The 20,115-nt window shown below is 52.8% G+C and carries 16 protein-coding genes; 4 read left to right on the top strand and 12 right to left on the bottom strand.

Annotated elements, in window-relative coordinates; genetic code table 11:
* Positions 1-19: 19 nt before the first annotated feature.
* The 8 genes from cueR to BUB72_RS16235 all read right to left on the bottom strand — a co-directional run bounded on the left by cueR (position 20) and on the right by BUB72_RS16235 (position 6,748).
* Positions 20-406 carry a Cu(I)-responsive transcriptional regulator gene (gene cueR / locus BUB72_RS16275; RefSeq protein ID WP_073145974.1) on the bottom strand — a complete coding sequence of 129 codons (387 nt, stop codon included), beginning with the start codon at positions 404-406 and terminating at the stop codon, positions 20-22.
* A gap of 225 nt (positions 407-631) precedes the next feature.
* Positions 632-937 (bottom strand): hypothetical protein, encoded by a 306-nt coding sequence (locus BUB72_RS16270; RefSeq protein WP_073145920.1) that lies wholly within the window; start codon positions 935-937, stop codon positions 632-634.
* Positions 938-1,072: 135 nt separating this feature from the next.
* Positions 1,073-1,798 carry a copper-binding protein gene (locus tag BUB72_RS16265; RefSeq protein ID WP_073145973.1) on the bottom strand — a complete coding sequence of 242 codons (726 nt, stop codon included), beginning with the start codon at positions 1,796-1,798 and terminating at the stop codon, positions 1,073-1,075.
* A 46-nt stretch (positions 1,799-1,844) separates the two neighbouring features.
* Positions 1,845-3,203 carry a multicopper oxidase family protein gene (locus BUB72_RS16260; RefSeq protein ID WP_139250707.1) on the bottom strand — a complete coding sequence of 453 codons (1,359 nt, stop codon included), beginning with the start codon at positions 3,201-3,203 and terminating at the stop codon, positions 1,845-1,847.
* Between the two features lie 13 nt (positions 3,204-3,216).
* Positions 3,217-4,680, bottom strand: coding sequence for a TolC family protein (locus BUB72_RS16255; protein WP_073145919.1), 1,464 nt, complete (start codon positions 4,678-4,680; stop codon positions 3,217-3,219).
* Between the two features lie 296 nt (positions 4,681-4,976).
* Positions 4,977-5,384 (bottom strand): hypothetical protein, encoded by a 408-nt coding sequence (locus BUB72_RS16245; RefSeq protein WP_073145971.1) that lies wholly within the window; start codon positions 5,382-5,384, stop codon positions 4,977-4,979.
* Positions 5,385-5,501: 117 nt separating this feature from the next.
* Complete coding sequence (locus tag BUB72_RS16240) at positions 5,502-6,185, bottom strand: MauE/DoxX family redox-associated membrane protein (protein ID WP_245814903.1); 684 nt, start codon at positions 6,183-6,185, stop codon at positions 5,502-5,504.
* Between the two features lie 86 nt (positions 6,186-6,271).
* A complete protein-coding gene (locus tag BUB72_RS16235; RefSeq protein ID WP_073145917.1) occupies positions 6,272-6,748 on the bottom strand; it encodes a DUF305 domain-containing protein in 477 nt (158 codons plus the stop codon).
* A 448-nt stretch (positions 6,749-7,196) separates the two neighbouring features.
* On the opposite strand from BUB72_RS16235, the gene BUB72_RS16230 reads away from it, so the two are divergent.
* The 3 genes from BUB72_RS16230 (at position 7,197) to BUB72_RS16215 (ending at position 11,049) form a co-directional block, all read left to right on the top strand.
* A complete protein-coding gene (locus BUB72_RS16230) occupies positions 7,197-8,561 on the top strand; it encodes an ISNCY family transposase (RefSeq protein WP_073145916.1) in 1,365 nt (454 codons plus the stop codon).
* A 205-nt stretch (positions 8,562-8,766) separates the two neighbouring features.
* Entirely contained in the window at positions 8,767-9,513 is a 747-nt protein-coding gene (locus BUB72_RS19290) for a hypothetical protein (protein ID WP_425435186.1), read from the top strand.
* A gap of 193 nt (positions 9,514-9,706) precedes the next feature.
* Positions 9,707-11,049 (top strand): IS3 family transposase gene (locus BUB72_RS16215; protein WP_425435185.1). Its coding sequence is split into 2 segments (ribosomal slippage): positions 9,707-10,033 and positions 10,036-11,049, totalling 1,341 coding nucleotides; the frame shifts between segments, so codons are not numbered across the junction.
* 30 nt (positions 11,050-11,079) lie between these two features.
* Here the strand turns inward: BUB72_RS16215 and BUB72_RS16210 are convergent.
* The 4 genes from BUB72_RS16210 to BUB72_RS16195 form a co-directional block, all read right to left on the bottom strand.
* Positions 11,080-11,796, bottom strand: coding sequence for an SIR2 family protein (locus tag BUB72_RS16210; protein WP_073145912.1), 717 nt, complete (start codon positions 11,794-11,796; stop codon positions 11,080-11,082).
* 273 nt (positions 11,797-12,069) lie between these two features.
* Positions 12,070-14,268 (bottom strand): DEAD/DEAH box helicase, encoded by a 2,199-nt coding sequence (locus BUB72_RS16205; protein WP_073145911.1) that lies wholly within the window; start codon positions 14,266-14,268, stop codon positions 12,070-12,072.
* A 9-nt stretch (positions 14,269-14,277) separates the two neighbouring features.
* Positions 14,278-15,585, bottom strand: coding sequence for an ATP-binding protein (locus BUB72_RS16200; RefSeq protein ID WP_073145910.1), 1,308 nt, complete (start codon positions 15,583-15,585; stop codon positions 14,278-14,280).
* Positions 15,578-18,112 (bottom strand): tellurite resistance TerB family protein, encoded by a 2,535-nt coding sequence (locus BUB72_RS16195; RefSeq protein WP_073145909.1) that lies wholly within the window; start codon positions 18,110-18,112, stop codon positions 15,578-15,580. The genes BUB72_RS16200 and BUB72_RS16195 overlap by 8 nt, the downstream gene beginning before the upstream one ends.
* An 86-nt stretch (positions 18,113-18,198) precedes the next feature.
* On the opposite strand from BUB72_RS16195, the gene BUB72_RS16190 reads away from it, so the two are divergent.
* The gene (locus tag BUB72_RS16190) at positions 18,199-20,049 is read left to right on the top strand and encodes an ATP-binding protein (RefSeq protein WP_139250705.1); all 1,851 of its coding nucleotides are present in this window, start codon (positions 18,199-18,201) and stop codon (positions 20,047-20,049) included.
* The last annotated feature ends 66 nt before the right edge of the window (positions 20,050-20,115 follow it).

Genomic DNA, 20,115 nt, shown 5'->3' with positions numbered 1-20,115 from the left:
TGCCAAACATTGCTCTCAATCAGGACGATGCAAGGTCCTTCAGGATCGGACAATCCGGTCTTTGGTCACCAACACACATGTCGATCAGGTCCGAAAGACTTCGCCTCATGGAGACGAGTTCACCCACCTTTTGATCGATTGCATCAAGATGACTGAGGGCAATACGTTTGACGTCAGCACTCGCGCGGTTATTGTTTTCCCATAGGACCAACAGATTACGACAGTCATCAATAGTAAACCCAAGAGCTCTGGATCTCGATAAGAACGCGAGCTTTTGTATCTCGCTTTCACGGAACGAGCGATATCCGTTCGTATCGCGTTGGGGACTAACTAGCCCAATCTCATCGTAGTAGCGAATTGTCTTGGTCGGCAGACCAGAGCGCGCTGAGACTTCTCCAATATTCATGGTGTCTCTCCATTGGTTTATTGCAAGGTGGCTTGCGCTGCGTTTGAAGGCTTTTAGGCGGACTAAGAGAACGTAGCGCAGCCTCAGAGTTTTGCTGAGAAAGATCATGCTGGCGACCGACACAACGTCAGCCGTCTCGATCGCCATAACCGCGTCAAAGCATGTGCCAGCGGGCGGTTTCTGACATTCGCCCGACTGGCATACCTTTAAAGTATCGAAGCTCGATTATTGTGCTGCGATCTCTGCGGCGGAGTTCAAGTACCGAGACAACCGCTCGCGCGTCACTGTCTCGTTATGAGGGTTGAAGACATTGCGGTCAGGGACAACCATTTCGGCTGGCGAGTTGTTGGATTGAGCAAGTAATTCCAATGCTGCTTGTGTATTGCCTTCGCTGGTTCCCCTCAGAATCCGCTCAGCTGCGGAGTCGGAATCGGAAGCAAATCGTTCCTGAACACTGCTAAAGTCGGAACTTGCATTTGCGGCGCCAAGAGTAACGATCAACGTAGTTGTTGTGATTGCGAAAAGTTTCATGTTTATTCCTGCTTGATTGTGATGAAGGCTAAGCCTTCGTTGCGATATGTGCGCCGCCCGGCCCCTTTCTTCAGAGGTTTGGAAGCCTGGCGGTGCACGCTTTTTCGCCGTTGGATTTTGACAGCGGCGAAATTCCTATTTCATCTGCGTAACGGTCAGTTTGCCTTTGACGCGGTCGGCGACAAACTCGATGTCCTGACCTTCCGACATATTTGCGATCATCGTCTCGTCGGCCCGGAACACCATCGTCATTGCGGGCATATCAAGGGTCACCAAAGGTCCGTGAATGATTGTCACTTTGCCAGTTTTGACGTCGATCTTCTTGATCGTGCCGGTCGAGTATTCAGCATCGGCCTTCGCCATCTGCTCGCTAACGGCAATCTCACGGTACATACCGGACTCGTAATGGCCGGCGATCAAGCAGGCCGCCTCGAACGCACCCGCGTTGGCGAACGTCCAAACGATCTCGCCCGAAGCTCCTGCATCCAGGCGAATACTGTTCGGATCGTCGTGCTCCATGTCCATCTTGGCCATTTCAATCTTGTGCTCGGCATTGCGCTCGATTGTGTCGAGGACAAACTCATGCTCCAACTCACCCTTGTTGGTGATGTTGAAGCGGATGGTTTCGCCTGCCGCAATGTTCAGGTCTTCACTCTCGATCAGCATTTGGCCTTCGTCGTTTTCGAGCAATATGACATCAATCGTCCGATCCACTTTGGCGGCCTCGCCCGGCATACCGATCATCATTGCTGCTTGCTCGGTGGACTCATTTTCACCATGTCCATCGCTATGTGTGCCCGAAGCGTATGCCGGTAGGGACAGTGCCATTGCAAAGGTTGTCGTCAGAAGAAGATTTTTCATTTGATTGTCCTGTAGATTGGTTTGGTTGGATATGACGAAGAGCATGTCAGCCCTTCGAGGTTGGTTTTGATGTGAGAATGGTTTTGGCGCTGTTGTTAGACGCAAATTCGGGCAATTCGCCCGTCCATTCATAGGCCTGCTCGCCCGGCGGGTTCTCATACCAGCCGGGATCGGAATAATCGTCCGCGTCGATGCCGTCCCGCACCTTTACGACTGAAAACATGCCGCCCATCTCAATGGGTCCGTGCGGCCCCCAACCCGTCATCATCGGGATGGTGTTGTCCGGCAGCGGCATTTCCATTTTGGCCATGTCCCCCATACCGGCGGTGCCCATGGGCATGTATTCAGGCTGAAACTTACGGATTTTTTGGGTCAGCTGATCTTTGTTCACGCCGATGAATGTCGGCACGTCATGGCCCATGGCATTCATGGTATGGTGTGACTTGTGGCAATGGATCGCCCAGTCGCCAAGATTGTCGGCGACAAATTCATAGGCCCGCATCGCACCCACGGGAATGTCGATACTGACTTCGGGCCATTGCGCAGACTCCGGCACCCACCCGCCATCCGTACAAGTGACCTTGAAGTCGTAACCGTGCATGTGGATCGGGTGGTTCGTCATCGTCAGATTGCCAACGCGGACGCGGACCTTATCCCCCTTGTTAACGACCAGAGGGTCGATGTCAGGGAAGATCCGGCTGTTCCATGTCCAGAGGTTAAAATCCGCCATCGTCATGATGCGCGGCACATAAGTGCCGGGATCAATGTCGAACGCGTTCAGCATGATCAGGAAGTCGCGGTCGACCGGCATGAAGGTCGGGTCCTTGGGGTGGACCACAAACATGCCCATCATCCCCATCGCCATCTGGGTCATCTCGTCCGAGTGCGGGTGATACATGAACGTCCCGGACTTGATCAGGTCGAACTCGTAGATGAAGGTCTTGCCGGGTTTGATGCCGGGATGGCTCAGGCCAACGACGCCATCCATACCCGACGGCAGGATCAGACCGTGCCAGTGGACCGAAGTTTCCTCCGGCAGCCTGTTTGTAACGTAGATGCGGATGCGGTCACCTTCGACCGCTTCGATGGTGGGGCCTGTGGATTGGCCGTTGTAGCCCCACAGATGCGCGATCATGCCATCGGCCATTTCACGCTCCACCGGTTCGGCAACAAGATGAAATTCCTTCACCCCGTTGTTCATCCGGTGCGGCAAGGTCCAGCCGTTCAGCGTCACGACAGGATTGTAATCCGGCCCAGATGATGGGCGCGGCGTGACTGCCGTTGCCGCACTGTCCATCTGAGCGGCCTCTGGCAGACCCATGTTCGTGGTCTTGCCCCACGCTTGGGAAGAGACGAGCGCAGCACCTGCGGCGCCGGCCCCGAGTAATTGACGTCTATTTATCATATCATCAGTCCTTTCAGTGTCCTGCGCCGCCACCGGCGGCAAGTGTTGCGCCCTCTCCACCGCCGCCACCGCCTGCACCACCGCCGTAGATGGCAGCAGTCAGATCGGCTTGAGCCATGTAGAATTCACGTTTTGCGTTCGCCGCTTCCAGGGATGCGCCAAGTTTTTCGCGCACGTCAGTGAGCAACTCGAAGGTGTTGGTGATCATGCCGTTGTAAGACAGCAAACCCTCTTCCTCGACGGTCTGGCGCAACGGCACCAGCACATCGCGGTAGTGCCGCGCGATCTTGTAGGATGCGTGGTAGGAGGATTCAGCCCCACGCGCCTCGGACCGCACGTTCACAGCTTTTTCCGCCAGCACGTTGGCAGCTTGCAGATAGGACAATTCCGCCTTGCGCATCCGCGCCTTGCCGGTGTCATAGATCGGGATTGCAAATTCCAGCTCAACCTGTGGCGTCACATTCTTTTCAATGTCGCCGTTTTCACCGACTTCCCGTTCAAGTTCTGCACCACCGACGATCTCAAGATCACTGACAATGCGAGTCTGGTCAGTCAAACCAAAGGCTTTTGCCTGTGCTTCCAAACCTAATTTCGCAACGCGCAGGTCGACGCGGTTGCTCAGTGCTTTGGCTTCAATATCAGTCACTCTACCAACGGACCGTGGTAAAGCTGGCAACGCGTCTGGCACATAGTAATCAACTTCGGTTCCCCAAAGCCCCATTAGTCGGGTTAGGTCTTCCTTTGCTTTTGTCGCGTTCAAACGGGCCTGCGCCAACTGGCCTGCCAACTCAGCATTGAACGCCTGCTCGCGTGCTTGACCGGCCTTGTTGAGCGCACCGGTTTCGCCCAGCTTCCGTGCGAGTTCAGACCCAGCATCTGATGTGGCCTTTGCCCGTTTGAGATAGCTAACAGCCTCGAACGATGAGACAGCGTTGATCCATGCCTGACGCGTCTGATTGGCAAGTGCCAAGGTATCATCAACCGCGCTTAGTTGAGCCTGTCTTAAACTCGCATCAGCAATGGCCATCCGTTGTTTGCGGGTCGTTGCATCCAAGATGTTCGCGCGGATTAACCCTTCGATGGCCCGGTACGCACCAAGTTCCGGCGCCCCAATACCTAAGATACCAATAGACACGATAGGGTTTTCAGGTGTTGCTTGCTGCCACGCCTCGGCAGCCGACAGGCCGACATTGGCGTAAGAAGCCTGCAAGCCCTTGTTGTTTAGAAGGGCGACCTGAACTGCCGTTTCCGCAGAAATCGTCTTGCGATGTACCATGCCATGGACTTCGCGCTTCAATGCGACAGTTTCGGCTTGGGTCTGCGCGAATGCGGTGCGCTTGCCGATCGCAGCAGAGGTCTGGCCCGACACGTTTGCAAAGCCAGCTTTTGGTTCGGTATAGGTTCTAGGGATTGCCGTTGCGCAAGCACCAAGGACGAGTGGAAAGCCAATTACCAGCGGTAGTTTCGAAACGCGCATTAGTTGCCCTCCGACTGTTCTTGATTGACGGCCCGCCAATCGCGCGGGCCAACGGGGCCGCGATACGTAAAACCTGCTAAAGGATCCTGATAGTTGACGGGAGAGGAGACTGCAGTGCTTGTGACTGCCTGTTGCGTCGCAATGATCGGCAAGGGCGTCGGCTCGTTAGCGCACGCGCCAAGCACGAGGACAGTAGCCCCCGAAAGAAGACGAATTTTCATAGATGTAACCTGACTGATAGACTTCGGGCTTGCGCACGGCTGTACGCAAAGCGAAGGCCCACTACGGGCCTTGGGTCAGATTAGGCTTTGGGGAGGGCGCAAAAACCCAGACATCTCGACCGATTTGGTTTGTTCATGAAGTCTCAGGTGTTGGGTTCTTCCTACTTGCTCAATGTCAAGCGTCTCTACTTCATCAAGAACAATCAGTAGGCAGATGCCATTGCAGCATTGGCCGGATGACGGCTCATCGTCGCCCGTTGTGGAAACACTATTACAATTGAGGTGCGCCGTGGAATTTACCGTATCAACACCCTCTGAATGATCAGTAACCGTGCCATCGGTGCTTTGTGATACGACTTGGTTTGCGCCGTGCGCACCAGAACCAGCGTGCGTCACCGCCGGTGGAAAAAACACCAGCGCCAAAGCAAAAGCAAAACATGCTACTGCCCTAAGTGCTTTGAATGTGGTGGTTTTCTTTTTCATTTCGCACATCTGAACGAATTCAAACTGTTCGTCAATCCATCCAGCGGTGGAAGGTTTCCAACGTTTTCGTGAAGACAGCATTGCGCTGCTGAAGCAGCCTAAAAAGCTGGCAAATGATCAAATCATTTTGGCAAGCATCCAGACACCCATGCCCAACATCATTAGGTTCTCGGTCAAAGAAATGGACCCCAGTGGCACATTGCTGTCACCGCCCATACAGGCGCATTTCAATTCCCGCTTGTCGATATAGACAGCCTTGATCACCGACGCGGCACCAACACCACCAATAACTATTGCGACGGGTGCATAAAGCCAGGTCAATGCACCTGCAGTCATCAGGATACCCGCGAAAGCCTCGCCGAACGGATAAACCTTGCCATAAGGTACCCAGCGACGCGCCAGAAGGTCATAGTTCAGAAACATTGTTGAAAAACTCTCGACATCCTGAAGTTTCTGCACGGCCAGAAAGCACATTGAGATTGAGATGAACCATTCGAAGGCCCGAACCGTGAATATTGCCTCAAAGCTGTGCCACGACAGAGCAAGCGCCATTAGAAACGCAACGGCAAAAATCGCTATAATCGGCTGATAGGACGTACTCGATTGCGCGTCCTCGGGCTTGTCCAAACCAAAATATATCCTCAGGTCATCATACCCTCCGACACGCTTGCTCGCGACGAAAGTCTGCGGCGTGGTTTTTACGTCATGCTTGTCCATGAAGATGTCTGTCTGCTCGCGCGTGGTTAGATGATTGTCTTCGACCTGATATCCCTGCCGCTCCAAAAGATCCTTCGATTTCAGACCTTAGGGGCAGACGTGATCCGGCATGACCATGCGGTAGAGATCGGCGGTTTTCGTGGCGCTTTCCAAGGACATGATGTACTCCTTCACTTACCGTCGAGTTCAGGCGTCGCGGCTGGACCGCCTTCAAGATCGGCGATCAGAGCTTTCATCTCGGCAATCTCAAGGCGTTGCGCCTCAATGATGCCGTCCGCAAGTTTGCGCACGCGAGGGTCCGAAATATTGGCGCGTTCACTGGTAAGGATAGCAATCGAGTGGTGGGGGATCATCGCCCGCATCCATGATATGCCGTCAACGGTTGCTTGACTGCGCACAAGAAACAACGACAAAGCAAAGACTACCGCGCTGCCAGTAAAGATGGCGATGTTGGCCGTGCGGTTTGAGTACATCCCCAGCATGAAGGCCAGCATGATCACAGCCATGGCCGCACCCATGTAAATTGCCATATAGCTGCGCGTTTCGCTGAAAAACAAATGTCCGAGCGCATAGGTGTTAAGATACATCAAACCAAACATTACGATTGTCGATGTTAAGATCATCGCGAAAAAGTGCCAGTAAGACATGAAAAGAACCTCCAAAGTGTAACATTTCTAGACCTAAACAAGGTTCCCGCGCTGGAGGGTTCCGTTAATTTCTGAATTTTTTTTGGAATATTCTGAATCTGGCAATCATGCCAACTTTGCTCGGCATGTTCTTTGACCATTTTAAACCCTACGGCTGTGGCAATTAGAAGGTCAGCAAGCACGCTTGAAAGTACCAACAGGGTAAAAAAGGCCATCGTTCCATGACAATGGACTGACTACGCGCCTTCAAAGGGAATGTCTGATATTCTTTCTGAAAATCGATAGCTACCTGCCTCAGCACATTGAATAAAAAGTCAATTTTCAGTATACATATAACATAAGATGGATTATGCGTATTTTATCTGTCGCCGCAAAGTTAGAATGTCTCACATCTGCAAAGTAGAAGTGTCACACTTCCCTGTCAAACAAGCAGGATTGGAGTGTGGCCGTGGGATTGATTATCATGAGCGAACGCGAGCTGAACCGCATTGAAGTATTGAGCCAAGTGACACAAGGCCGGATGACGGCTGTGACTGCGGCCAACGTGTTGGGACTGAGCCGACGACAAGTGCATCGTCTGTTGAAAGCCTTCCAGGCCGATGGACCCGCTGCGATCCGGCATAAGGCGCGCGGTCGCCGGTCGAACAACCGGATCGATCCAGCCGTGCGTGCGTTCGCCGTGACGCTGGTCCGCGAGAGCTACATCGACTTTGGGCCTACCTTTGCGGCTGAGAAGTTGGCGGAAGATCATGGCCTGAAGGTGTCGCGTGAGACATTGCGTAAATGGATGCAGGATGCTGGGATCTGGTTAAGCCGCAAGCAACGGCGTAGGTTTCATCAACCGCGGCTGCGCCGTGAATGTCTTGGCGAACTCATCCAGATTGATGGGTCTGATCATCGTTGGTTTGAGGATCGAGGCCCCGCTTGCACCCTGCTCGTCTTTATCGACGATGCGACCAGTACGTTGATGCAATTGCGGTTTGTGACGTCTGAGAGCACGTTCAGCTATTTTGAGGCACTGGATCTGTATCTAGCGGCACATGGCCGACCGGTTGCGTTCTATTCAGACAAGCACACGGTGTTCCGCGTCGCCAATCAATCCGCGAAGTCCGGGCATGGCATGACCCAGTTCGGACGTGCGCTGTTTGCACTAAACATCGAGATTCTTTGTGCAAACAGCTCTCAGGCCAAAGGCCGTGTTGAGCGGGCCAATCGGACGTTACAGGATCGTTTGGTCAAGGAACTCAGGCTGGCATGCATCTCTGACATGGAGACAGCCAATGCGTTCCTGCCGGACTTCACAGAACGCTTTAACGTCAAGTTTGCAAAGGCCCCACGACGCGCAGACAACCTGCACAGACCAATGAACCTTGAGCCTGATCGTTTGCGGGATGTCTTCTGTTTCCGAGATGAACGTGTCGTTGGCCCGCAGCTGGCATTCTCCTATGAACGTCAGCGGATCATCCTTGCTGAGAATGAGATCACGCGCGGGCTGCCGGGCAAATATGTCGATACCTACGCCTTCCCGGATGGGCAATTTGAGGTCCGCTGGAAGGGTGTCTCAATCCCCTACTCCGTCTTCGACAAGGATCAACGCGTCACCCACGCCGCGATCACCGAGAACAAACATCTCAGCGCGGTCTTGGAGCACATCAAAGCCGAGCAAGATCTCGCCGCTCCCAAAAAACGCCGCGCCGGCAAACAAGCGACACGTTATCAACCTACAGGCAAACGCAACGATGGTTGGAACTCAAAGCTTGCACGAAGGGCAAAAGAAAAGGCCGAGACACCTTCATCACTCGCCGCAGAGTGACCCACCCGCATGGCTGTTCAGGGCTGCGATATATGAGGTCTCCGCCCTGCCCAGCCCTGCTCTGGCACCACCGAGTGGGACATTTCTACTTTGCACAAAGACGGACATTTCAACTTGGTTGCAACATATCAATAATATATTTGGAGTTGCAATAATATACTAACGGAGTCATGCTGCTTACACCCTACTCGATAGGATGCTTCACATGCTTCGCTCATTTCGAAAATACTCAATTGTCGTCGTACTTGCACTTGTTGGTTCGTCCGTAGGTCTTGCCAATCGTGTTCAGGCTCAAACTTACCAGATCGACTGCGCAATACTGCTGTGCCTCTCTGGCGGTTGGCCAGCATCAGTTCCGTGCGCCCGTGCACGCGCCGAATTCATCCGGAGGGTTACTCCCTGGCCAATCGAACCTCCATTGCAGATTTGGCGATGTCCGATGGGCGCATCCTATGATCCAGTTACCCCGTCGGATAATCGAGGTCGGTTCTACGATATTTTGTTCACTAGTCGGGATCGCCCACGACCGCTTTTGTCGCCTGCAACCGAACCTCTGCCTTCTGAAAATGCCGTTTTAAAACTTGCCGGACCAAAGCCGAACCTGCTTCCGGAAGGATTTGCGCTCCAGTTGGTCCAAGACCGCGCTGACATCGACATCAGCGGCCCCGAATTCAACTTTGTACGCTCAATCCGCGTTTATGATGTCCGATATGCACGCCAAAACGAGTCGGGCCGCGACGGTGACTGCAACCGATCTGCTACCATTTACCTCGGCACCTATGGAACCCAAGGTGAGTTTTCATGGGCTCGGTCTGCTCCTACGGCACTGCCTGAGGCACATACTGGACTTGAGCGATGGGGATACAATTGCCCGAGTATTTACCATCGATCGGTCTTCGTTGATTGGCGTGATTACGAAGGAAACTACGGCTTCGAACAGGTCAATTACTGACGGTTTGTAAGGTTTATTATGTTATAATTAGACCGATAATGAGCCATAGCGTTCAGGTTTTATCAGGTAACATATTGAACCTTATGCGAATTTGACTTGTGTAGCTGTGTCTGACGTCAGCGCCTATGGGACCAAATAGCGTTATTTGATAAGAGAGTGTTTCTGGCTCATCGTAACCACTGAGGAGTGGAAGATGAGACAAACAACGAAGAGCCCTGGTGCGAAGATCGTCAAAGACATCAAACGCGCCACGCGCAAGCACTATTCATCCGAAGAGAAGATTAGGATCGTCCTGGATGGCCTGCGGGGCGAGGATAGCATTGCTGAGCTGTGCCGCCGTGAGGGCATCTCCCAAGGCATCTATTACAAATGGTCCAAGGACTTCATGGAAGCAGGAAAGCGGCGCCTTGCGGGCGATACAGCACGTGCCGCAAACACTGACGAGGTCAAGGACCTGCGCCGCGAAGCCCGTGACCTGAAGGAGGTCGTGGCGGAACAAACACTGGAACTCCGCTTGCTTAAAAAAAGCATGTTCGACGTTGGGGGCGACCACGAATGAGATATCCCGCATCTGAGAAGTTGGAGATCATTCGGCTGGTCGAGGAAAGCCACCTGTCGGCGCGGCTGACGCTGGCTAAGCTCGGCATTCCACGCACCACATTCTATCGCTGGTATGATCGGTATCTGCAGCGCGGCGAGGTTGGGCTACAAGACCGATCCCCCAAGCCCAAACACGTCTGGAACCGCATTCCCGACAAGGTGCGACGCAAGGTCGTGAAACTGGCGCTACAAGAAACAGAACTGTCGCCGAGAGAGTTGGCGGTCACGTTCACAGATCAAGAAAGCTACTTTGTATCAGAGGCTTCGGTCTATCGCGTCCTTAAGGCACATGATCTGATCACCAGCCCTGCCTTCATTGTCATCAAGGCTGCCAATGAGTTCAAAGACAAAACTACGGCCATCAATCAACTGTGGCAGACGGACTTCACCTATCTCAAAATCATTGGCTGGGGCTGGTTCTATCTCAGCACGGTCCTTGATGATTACAGCCGCTACATCATCTCATGGAAGCTCTGCACCAACATGAGGACTGAGGATGTTACTGATACGTTAGATCTGGCTTTAGAAGCGTCTGGTTGTGACCAAGTTCACGTTGTTCACAAGCCGCGTTTGCTCAGCGACAACGGATCCAGTTATGTCTCGGGGGAGCTAGCGGAGTGGTTGCAAGACAAGGGGATGAAGCACTCACGCGGCGCGCCGTATCACCCGCAAACCCAAGGCAAGATCGAACGCTGGCATCAGACATTAAAGAACCGCATCCTGCTGGAAAACTACTTCCTGCCAGGTGACCTCGAAGCCCAAATCGAGGCCTTCGTCGATCATTACAATCACCTACGTTACCACGAGAGCCTCAACAACGTCACACCCGCCGACGTCTACTTCGGACGAGACAAAGCCATTCTGAAACAGCGAGAAAGGATCAAACGAAAGACGCTCGAAACGCGCCGCTTGCATCACAGACAACGCGCCGCATAATGAAACCAACCAGATGAGCCTAACTCTCTCTTAGTTTAAGCTGCCATTGGTTCCAAAAACCCTGACGACGGACATATTGAGGCCTGGAGTGACAATCAGCGGGGTATAGTTTTCCGACGGTAATTCGAAGACAGGCAATCCAACCGTGCGATCGTCGGCAGTCCTAAACCAATCTAACGACCCGTGAATTTTCCAAATTTTTACAACGCTGGAAGGCTTCTGGCCATGAAAAAGCTTCACCCGATCAGCGCTTTCCCATTTTTGAACGTATCCTGGAGCAAACCCAGTCTGGTAAAGTAAACCCATCGAATTGCACGCGTACTCAGCTACCCGATCATAGTTGGTCGTAACTATGTGGGCTACATTTTGTGTACTATTTAGCATCGCGTAAAGCAGATGCCCGAGAACGAAGTCGGTCCCATTTGCGGCAGCAGTCTCTAGGAGCAACAGATCCTTTTCATTCACACATTGCCATGTCAAACGCACGATCTTTGACAAGAGAGAAGGGGGAATGATTTTTCCTTCTAGTGCCGCTTCTAGATGGTCGCCATTTCCCAGTGCCGTCCTGACTAAAGTCCACGCGTCGTCTTCGGGTATTCCTGAAGTTGTTAAATTATCTCGCAAGTAAACACTTAAGGCAGTCATGCTCGGCAAGCCGTATGGCATGGTCGCCCCGCTTCCCAACACAATTGTCGGACATCCTTGGTAACAAGACTGCGCGATCTTGGCTACGTCATCAATTTTCATTTCGCATGTCGTGAAATATTCAGAGAGTTAATTTTAGTCATTTTTCTCACTTTGCGATTGAAGCTCAAGGTTGTTTATATTGGTAATCAATTCTCGCTAAAGGTGAAGTAGATATTTCAAATTAAGTCAGTCGTCCGACACGGACGTAGCCGCCAACGTCAATTTTGCCCAGTTGAAAGGCCGCTTGCGCCTTTTTTGTCTTGCCGCTCCGCATCTGCAGCTAAAGTACGCTTACTGCTTGGATGGACCCCTGCCCTTGCCCTTGCAGTTCATTCAGGTCACCAAAGACAAACCGCCCTGTATTTGGAAAGTAAGCGTCTTGACCACTCTGTTAAGAGCTAGTGGCTCAAGCTTCGATGAAATCGCATCCAGCTCCAACAATTCGCGGGTCAGATACGGGTGAAACTTCTCAGTCAGCAGATTTCCGGCGTCTGCAAATAGATCAACGTCTTCACCTTCCCCAATCCTCTTGAGAACCTCGGTTAGGGGCGGGGTTTCGTCCCCCGCTTCCACTTGAAGGAAGCCATCATATTGTTCGACAGAAAACCCAAACCCTCTTAGCGCAAGCACCAAGGTCGTCGTTTTCATTGTCCCAACTCGTGTTGCGATGATTGTGGTTTCTTCGCCCAAATTGACTAGGGACGCGTCAGTAAACCCCATCCGCTCATAGTTGAGCCGCGCCTCCTCAAGCATTTCGAGCGAATTTGCATCCATGTAGAGGGGTTTGGTATCAGCTTCCAACACATCGAACATGCGCGCGATTACCTTGTCATGGATCTCGCCCGGGTCCCCACCGAACACAGGCGGGACACCTGCTTTGGCGGGTTTGACAATAATTACCTTTTCCCGGTCATGGATTTCCTGAACCAGCCAACGGCGTCCGGAAAAAATGAGCATCATCCCAGGTGAGAGGATGTTGTCGATTGGCAATGTCCCAAGATCCCGACCGTTTGAAACCAGCCTGTATTCTTCGGGCGTCTTGAACACCGCGTAAAAGCTATAATGCTCGACTAGCCGCTCTCCGTTTTGGCCCAAGAGTAACAAACCACCGTCCGTTTGCTCTATCAAGCCCGTTTCAGGATGACCGAGCGCGCGCAGCACATCAGTGAACATTGCTTTGGTGACTTGCCGAAACGGGCCTTCGCGACACAGCACGCTGTATAGAATATTGGCTGGTGCCCCTCCCTTCTGCGCGATTACGGATAGGATCTGATGCACAAGTGTCGACAGATGCAGCGCTTGCGGCTTGGGTGGTTCACACCAGCCCTCCAACAACAGATCAATCATCGCAATCGACCGGATCAGGCCTAGTCTCAGACGATCCACAAAGCTGCTATCCGAAGTCAGCCTCGTTTCGACCGCGTATTGTCGAAGGATGGCTGGCTGACCCTCCCGACGTCCCGAACGTCCCAAACGTTGCCGCAGGGCTGCGACAGTGAAAGGTGCGCCGATTTGCGCCACACAGGTTACATCGCCGATATCGATACCCAACTCTAAAGTGGATGTGCAGACAGCCGTAGTCGGTTTGCTGTTATCTTTCAGGCGCCGTTCAACAAAATCGCGGTGATCGCGTGAAAGGCTAGCATGGTGCGGATAAAACTCTTGGGGTAGATGCTCTTGCTCGCACAGATTGCGCAGTCGGTCAGCGTAAATTTCAACACGTTGACGGGCGCCGGCAAAAACAAGATTGTCACTTCCCCGGAGATGCTCGAATAAGTGCGCTGCGACGGCGTCTGTGGCAGACGGGGTGTTGTCGTCTTCTCTACCGGAAAAATATCCACGCAGCTGAAGTTTCAGTTCCGCTTCTCCGCCGTCTGCTTCGATCAATGTGACGTGTTCCGCATTGTCAGGCCGCAGGTAAGCGCGGGCGAGGTCCATATCCCCAAGCGTCGCAGATAGTCCAATCCGGCGTATGGGCCTTTTGATTGCCAACTCAAGACGTGTTAGCAGGGATCGCAATTGCACCCCGCGCTCACTATCAAGCACAGTGTGCAATTCATCAATCACCACAGCTCGGGTTGCACCGAACAGCCGCGCGATTTCCAAGCCCCGACGGACGAACAATGCCTCCAGCGACTCTGGCGTGATGAGCAAAATCCCTTTGGGATTTTTCATCGCGCGCGTTTTGACCGATTGCGACACATCGCCGTGCCACGGCACCACTGGAAGTTCCGCCTCTTGGCAGATGCCTTCCAGCCGCCCCGCCTGATCGGTGATCAGCGCTTTGAGTGGTCCGATGTAGAGCAAGTCGAACCCGCCGCCCTCTGCCGGTGCATCCAGCACCTGAGAGATCAACGGAAAAAATGCGGCCTCTGTTTTACCGCCAGCGGTCGATGCCGCGACGATGAGATCGTTGTCACTTTCGAAAATTGTCCGAATTGCACGCGCCTGAATGTCGCGCAGCTCACGCCACCCCTGCTGTCTAATCCACTTCTGAACGGGGCGGGCAAGTTGGTCAAAGGCGCTGCTCATCCTCGCGCCTCAGAGCTTAAAGCTAATCAGATCATCACTGCCACTTGGCTGAGCACCCGTCGTTTCCTCCACCTCGCTCATATCTTCGCCTAGGTCTTCTGAGACGTCGATCTTCTCGATCAGGTCACTCCATTCAACGCCTGGATTTTGCTCCAGCACGGACAGCAAGTTCACAAAAGCAGTGACGGTATTGCGCGGCGTCCTGAAATAGGCCTCTCCAATCCGGTCAGAGCAATGGTTCATAAAGGCTTCAAGCGCTGTATCCGGTAAAGCCGTTTCATCGTCCTGCATCACGCGTCTGACATTGGCCAAGAGGACAAACAAATCTTCCGGCGTTAGGCTGGCCAGCCGCACAACCGGCCCCGACAAATCAACAAGGCCATCTCGGGCGAAGGAGTTTTCTGCCAGCCGCGATTGTAGGGCTTCGTAACTATAAAGCCCACGGCGCGTATTCATCAAAAACTCTGGCGTGCCCCCCATTAAAAAGCCAAGGTTCTCAGCACTGCCCTGAAGCACGTCATTCAAAATGCGCAGAATCTGCTCGTAGTTCGCATTGCGCGCTTGGGACGATGTGAGCTTGAACAGGTTCACCATTTCATCAAGGCCGACAAGCAGCCCTTTGTAACCCGCTTCGCACACAAATGCCGACATCAGCTTGAGATGATCGTAAACGCTCGCATCATCGACAATCGTGCGCACTCCAAGGGCTTTGCGCGCATCCGTGCGGGTTGCGAATTCTCCCCGCAGCCAACGAAGTGCTGCCGACTTAAGTTCGTCATCTCCGTTCTCATGGCCTTCCCAATACCGGCGAATGACCTCTGCAAATTCAAAGCCGCCAGTGAGTTCTTCAAAATGGCTCAAACGCTCGCGAATGATTGTGCCCGTTGGTACGTCTTTTTCCTCGGCGTCTCGGTGCGCTTGGCTGACAAACCGCTCAACCACACTGGCCAAGGCACCACCATCGGGTTTTGTGCGTGTCGACAGGTTGCGCGCCATCTCTGCGTAGAGGCCACGTGCCTGACCACCAGTCGCATGAATACGTCTGTCAGGGGCAAGATCAGCGAACATCACCACCAATCCTTTTTCCAAAGCCACCAAACGTATCAGGTTCATGAAGAAGGTTTTGCCGGATCCATATTCCCCGATAACAAAACGGATGGCAGCGCCGCCGTCCGCGATGCGCTCCATGTCCTTCACAAGTTCTTCGATCTCGCGAACGCGTCCGACTTGGATGTGGCGTAGGCCCAGCTTCGGCACGACGCCCGCGCGCAAAGCTTGAACAATTGCATCGCGCTCACGTGGCTTCAATTTAGACATGACGCCCCTCCCCTTCTAATTTTTGTTTTACCGCATCCGCAATCTCGGGAGACACGTCATATCCATCATACTCGTCAAGTAAGGCTTCATCATAGGCCTCAAAGGCCCATTCGTTTACGGCCTCCAATGCACCTGATGGCATCAACCCATGCTGTCCGCAAAGCTGCTCGAATGCGTCCTCGGTCCAGTTCTCTTGACCCACCAAATCCAACAGCAGTGCCCCATGTTTTGCATCTAGCCCAGCAAACAGCGTTACATCCTTGGAGTCCCTGCCCTCTTCTGCTTCTTCCTCAGCCTCAAATATCTGCCCAAGGACAGAGGACACCCGCGCCGTATCTGATCTGATGGCCGCGATCCGAGATGCATCCAGCACTGGCCCGGCTGCCTTTTGTAGTTCAGGAATGGCCTCTCCAGAATTGCCAGGCTGGGCCGCACGAACCGTGCGTGGTGCGTCTGCAATCTCTCCGGCGTGAAGGTCGGAATACGCAAGTGACGGATCAAGGCCCAATGCCTTATACACTTTTTCGATGCTGGCGACTTCTTCGGATTGGATGACACCATCGGCGTGTGCCGCACCCACGAGGGCCGCTCGCATCGCCGTTTGATCTTCCACACCAACTTCTTTGAGTTTGCGGCGCAGCAGCGCCATGTCAGGCGGCACGGCAAGGAACCATACCATATTTGCCTGAAGCCGTTGCCGCTCCTGCTCACTCAGCCCCTCACCTGATGCGATTTGTGCCTCCAGTGCTTTGCGTTCAGCATCGGCGATACGCCCGTCAGCATGGGCAACAAACGAGGCAAGGGCCAACTCCATCAACGCTGTCTGATAGCTTGATGAAACATCTTCCAGCTTTTCGATCTGCTCGCCGAGATCAAACAAAACCACGGGCTCTTCCGGTTTCGGTGAACGCAGTGCAAAGCGCGGATCAGGTGCCAGCCCAAATCCAAGACGCGCCAAAGCATCCGCCGCCCCTGTTAGCTGTCGCTTGCCAATCTTCGTGCTGCGCTGTCCTTCGAGCTTTTCGATCACGTCGGCCAGCGGAATAAGCCCACCGCTCTGCATGATTCCCCTCGCCCACTCTTTCAACGCTTCCATTTCTGTCGATGGGAACAAAGTCCACAGATCTAGTGGCAAGAGGGCGTGCGCTTCGATGCTTCCCCTGCCCTCGGGGTTCCGACCAAGATAGCGGCTCAGCTTATCAAGGTCGTCTATGACTTCATCTGCAACTTCCTGCGCAATCTCGACCGGCTTTCGCAACCCAGAAATATCAGGAACGGGTTTGCCGTCGGCTGTCGGGTTGAGAGCCCCTTCGAACTCGCTTGAGGCTGCACGATACGTTGCTTTGAGGTGTTTGCGCGGCTTGCTGACCTTTAAACCGTTGGGAAAACGATCGTCGAACCGGATCTTGAACAACGCCAGAAACTCTTCACGGCACCGCGTAGCGGGCGTGCGCAAATGGCTTTCTGGATGGCACATCAACCAGCTCAGAACCCAGTCTGCACTCAGGTTTTCTCCCTTATCAAGACGCGCACCAATCGCATACTTCAGCGAAAAAGGAAGCTCCCAACCCTGGCGTTCAAAGATCGGCTCCAGCGCCTCAAACTCAGTTTCGGCAAGTGTCGCGATATCAAGAAATTCTCCCAAGTATCGCTTCACCGAATGGTTTTCGGGATAGACGGAAATCAATCTGCGAACTTCGGCGATGATATCCTTTGCATCAGCATTGGATTGATCGACGAAAAATCGCCGTTCTAACCCGTAAAAATACAAGAACATGTAGCCCGGGTCATAGGATGGGTCAGAACGGCCACTTGCCAACCATTCAAGATAGGTCGCCCTGCTTCGTGCTGAAATATCGGAGTACCCAGGCCAGTACGACATGCCCTCCCCTGCCCTATCGTCCCCTGTCGTTGCGACAGAAAGAGACGGGTCAATGAATGCTCTGCATTTGTCACGGTAGCCGTGGTGATTGAGCAATGGCGGCGTTCCGACGTAGACCATTCCCCCAATATCTCGCCGAGCAACAGTCGCTGTCTCTGCGGCAGGTACCCAACCATTCTTGCGGGAATTCGTTTGCGATTTTTGCGCAGTTGGCCGCACGTTCTCGTACTGTCTTGCTAAAGGGGAAAACGCAGGCTCGGCTACTTTTCCAGAATGAGCATTCTGGGTGTAGGTTTGCTTTGGCGGTGCATTGGCGCGCGCACTCGACGATGCTGAAATGGTATTTGCGTCGCGCGTCTTCTGGCGCTCAAGCTCAATACGTTTCTCATAGCCACTTGGCTGTGCCGCTGGTTCGGGTTTGCTCACAGTCGCGTTCGTGCTTCCTGTAGCAGAGATCTTGGTTACATTTTTTTGTGTTCGCCGGCTTTCCTGCCACCAGACTAAAATTAAGGGTAACCCGATGGCAAAAAGCATTTGCCCAATAACGGGCCAGCCTTGCAATACGGTCACTACGGCCACCATGCACATCAAAAAATAAAATGCGTAGAAAAAGATAACTCGAAAAAACTTTAGAATTGATGCCATTAACAAAACCCTCTTGCAGTTTACCTTAAGTCGCGGGATTTATGATGCAATCACTATCGCTAAGGTAGCTGGAGATCAGTTGGGTTTTGAAAAGAATTAAACCTAGGAAAGCTTACCAACTCGAACAAGGTATTGATATTCCTGTTGAAGGATCCTTCACCGACGGTAATGATAGTGTCATGCAGCAAAAAGCCCATTTCTTAGTAAATCCGCGTCTAACACGTATATTGGGGGAAACTTACCGTTCCAGTGAAGCTGCGCTCAAAGAGTTGATAGATAATGCTTGGGACGCTGACGCATTGAATGTGTGGGTCGAAATCCCCCCACCCCTTATGCCTGCTCCCGTTGTTGTGCGAGACGACGGCAGCGGGATGAGCGAAGAACAAATTCGTCAAAATTACCTCGATATCGCCAGCGACAAGAGGCAACGGTCGGGCGAGACCACACCAAAACACAAGCGAAAGGTGAAGGGCCGCAAGGGAATTGGAAAATTTGCGGGACTGACCCTCGCTTCATCGATGAAAATGACCTCTTCCAATGGAATTAACCAGTGTACTCTGACCATCGACAAGAAAATTCTTCTGGAAGCGGATGATGATCTCGAAAAGATCCCACTGGATTTCATCATTGATCTCGCATCGGACAAAGAAACGGGTTCGATCGTCGAACTTACATCACTCGACCAAAGTCTCAACTATCCAACTGCAGACAGGCTGAGAGAGCTGTTGTTTCGAGAATATGGCCAAGAGCGGCTTTTTCAGATTCACGTTAATGGCGAAGTGTTAGGTATTGCGGACCTGCCAGGACACAACGTCAAGAAAAAAGAGACTTTGGATGCCACCGGGCCAGTTGCCCTGCACTATACGATCTCTCATTCAAAATCCAAACCGAAGACAGCAGGAATCAGTCTGAGGGTCGATGGGAAGATTGTCGGACCCCCATCATTCTTTGGACTCGACGACGATGAGGAAATCCCGCGCAAACTACTGAAAAACCTGGCTGGTGAAATCTCCGTCCCGGACGCTGCGGGAATGGTCACCGCCGATTGGGGCGGGGTCAACGAAAGCAGCAAAGCATTTGAGCAGATTAGTAGCTTTGTCCGAGATGAGGTTAAGTCAAAGCTTAAGAGCACACACAACCGGCAACTGAACCTACAGAAGGCGCGTCTGCAAAAGCAAATTAACAAGCGTCTCGAAAATTTGCCAGAACATCGGCGCGGATTTGCCGAGAAGGCATTGAACAAAATCCTCAATAAGTACTACTCGGAAAGTGATGCCAGGGCACAGGTGATTGCCGATGTCGCCTTGGACGCTATGGAACATGATGGTTACTGGGAGGTGTTAGAGAAAATCAATGAAGCCAGCAAAGGCGAGGTCTTATATTTCGCAGAAGCACTGGCCGACTTCGGATTACTGGAACTGTCCCATCTTCACTCTCAGGCGCAACGCCGCATCGAATTCTTGAACTATCTGACAGATTTGTCGCTCAAGCCTGATACCCTTGAAGACACCATGCATAAGGCGCTGGACACAAACCTCTGGCTATTTGGAACCCACTATTCATTGATGGCATCAAATGCGTCTTTGAAAACCGTCGTGAGAAAGTTCTGTGACAGAAAGTATACAGGAGATCGAGCAAGTAAGCGCCCTGACTTATTGCTCACTCAAGGGTTCGATGGACGTTACCTGTTGATTGAATTTAAACGCCCAAGCAAGACGATTGGGCGCGAAGAAGTGGCCCAAGCTGAGGATTACCGTGACGAGTTAACCAGTCAGTTAGACTCAACGGCTGCCTTTGAAATTATGGTTGTAGGCAAAGGGCGTGACCCCAAGCTTTCCCCTGATAGGCTTGCCGCCAATGTTTCTGTACAATCTTACCAAAGCCTCATTGCAGCGGCCCGCAACGAAATCACTTGGCTGGTGAAAACGCTCAAATAGGCCATCTACGACTGAATAAACTTATGCACCTGATATGTGCACCGGCCCAATTGCCTGGTTTTTATG

This window comes from Litoreibacter ascidiaceicola, from assembly GCF_900129235.1.
Taxonomy (GTDB): Bacteria; Pseudomonadota; Alphaproteobacteria; order Rhodobacterales; family Rhodobacteraceae; genus Litoreibacter; species Litoreibacter ascidiaceicola.
Note: the sequence above shows the minus strand (reverse complement) of the source record. Positions and strands in the feature narration are given on the sequence as shown.

Coding starts and splice junctions, on each gene's coding strand:
- cueR (WP_073145974.1), bottom strand. CDS start 406: ATGAATATTGGAGAAGTCTCAGCGCGCTCTGGTCTGCCGACCAAGACA.
- BUB72_RS16270 (WP_073145920.1), bottom strand. CDS start 937: ATGAAACTTTTCGCAATCACAACAACTACGTTGATCGTTACTCTTGGC.
- BUB72_RS16265 (WP_073145973.1), bottom strand. CDS start 1,798: ATGAAAAATCTTCTTCTGACGACAACCTTTGCAATGGCACTGTCCCTA.
- BUB72_RS16260 (WP_139250707.1), bottom strand. CDS start 3,203: ATGATAAATAGACGTCAATTACTCGGGGCCGGCGCCGCAGGTGCTGCG.
- BUB72_RS16255 (WP_073145919.1), bottom strand. CDS start 4,680: ATGCGCGTTTCGAAACTACCGCTGGTAATTGGCTTTCCACTCGTCCTT.
- BUB72_RS16245 (WP_073145971.1), bottom strand. CDS start 5,384: ATGAAAAAGAAAACCACCACATTCAAAGCACTTAGGGCAGTAGCATGT.
- BUB72_RS16235 (WP_073145917.1), bottom strand. CDS start 6,748: ATGTCTTACTGGCACTTTTTCGCGATGATCTTAACATCGACAATCGTA.
- BUB72_RS19290 (WP_425435186.1), top strand. CDS start 8,767: ATGCTTCGCTCATTTCGAAAATACTCAATTGTCGTCGTACTTGCACTT.
- BUB72_RS16210 (WP_073145912.1), bottom strand. CDS start 11,796: ATGAAAATTGATGACGTAGCCAAGATCGCGCAGTCTTGTTACCAAGGA.
- BUB72_RS16205 (WP_073145911.1), bottom strand. CDS start 14,268: ATGAGCAGCGCCTTTGACCAACTTGCCCGCCCCGTTCAGAAGTGGATT.
- BUB72_RS16200 (WP_073145910.1), bottom strand. CDS start 15,585: ATGTCTAAATTGAAGCCACGTGAGCGCGATGCAATTGTTCAAGCTTTG.
- BUB72_RS16195 (WP_073145909.1), bottom strand. CDS start 18,112: ATGGCATCAATTCTAAAGTTTTTTCGAGTTATCTTTTTCTACGCATTT.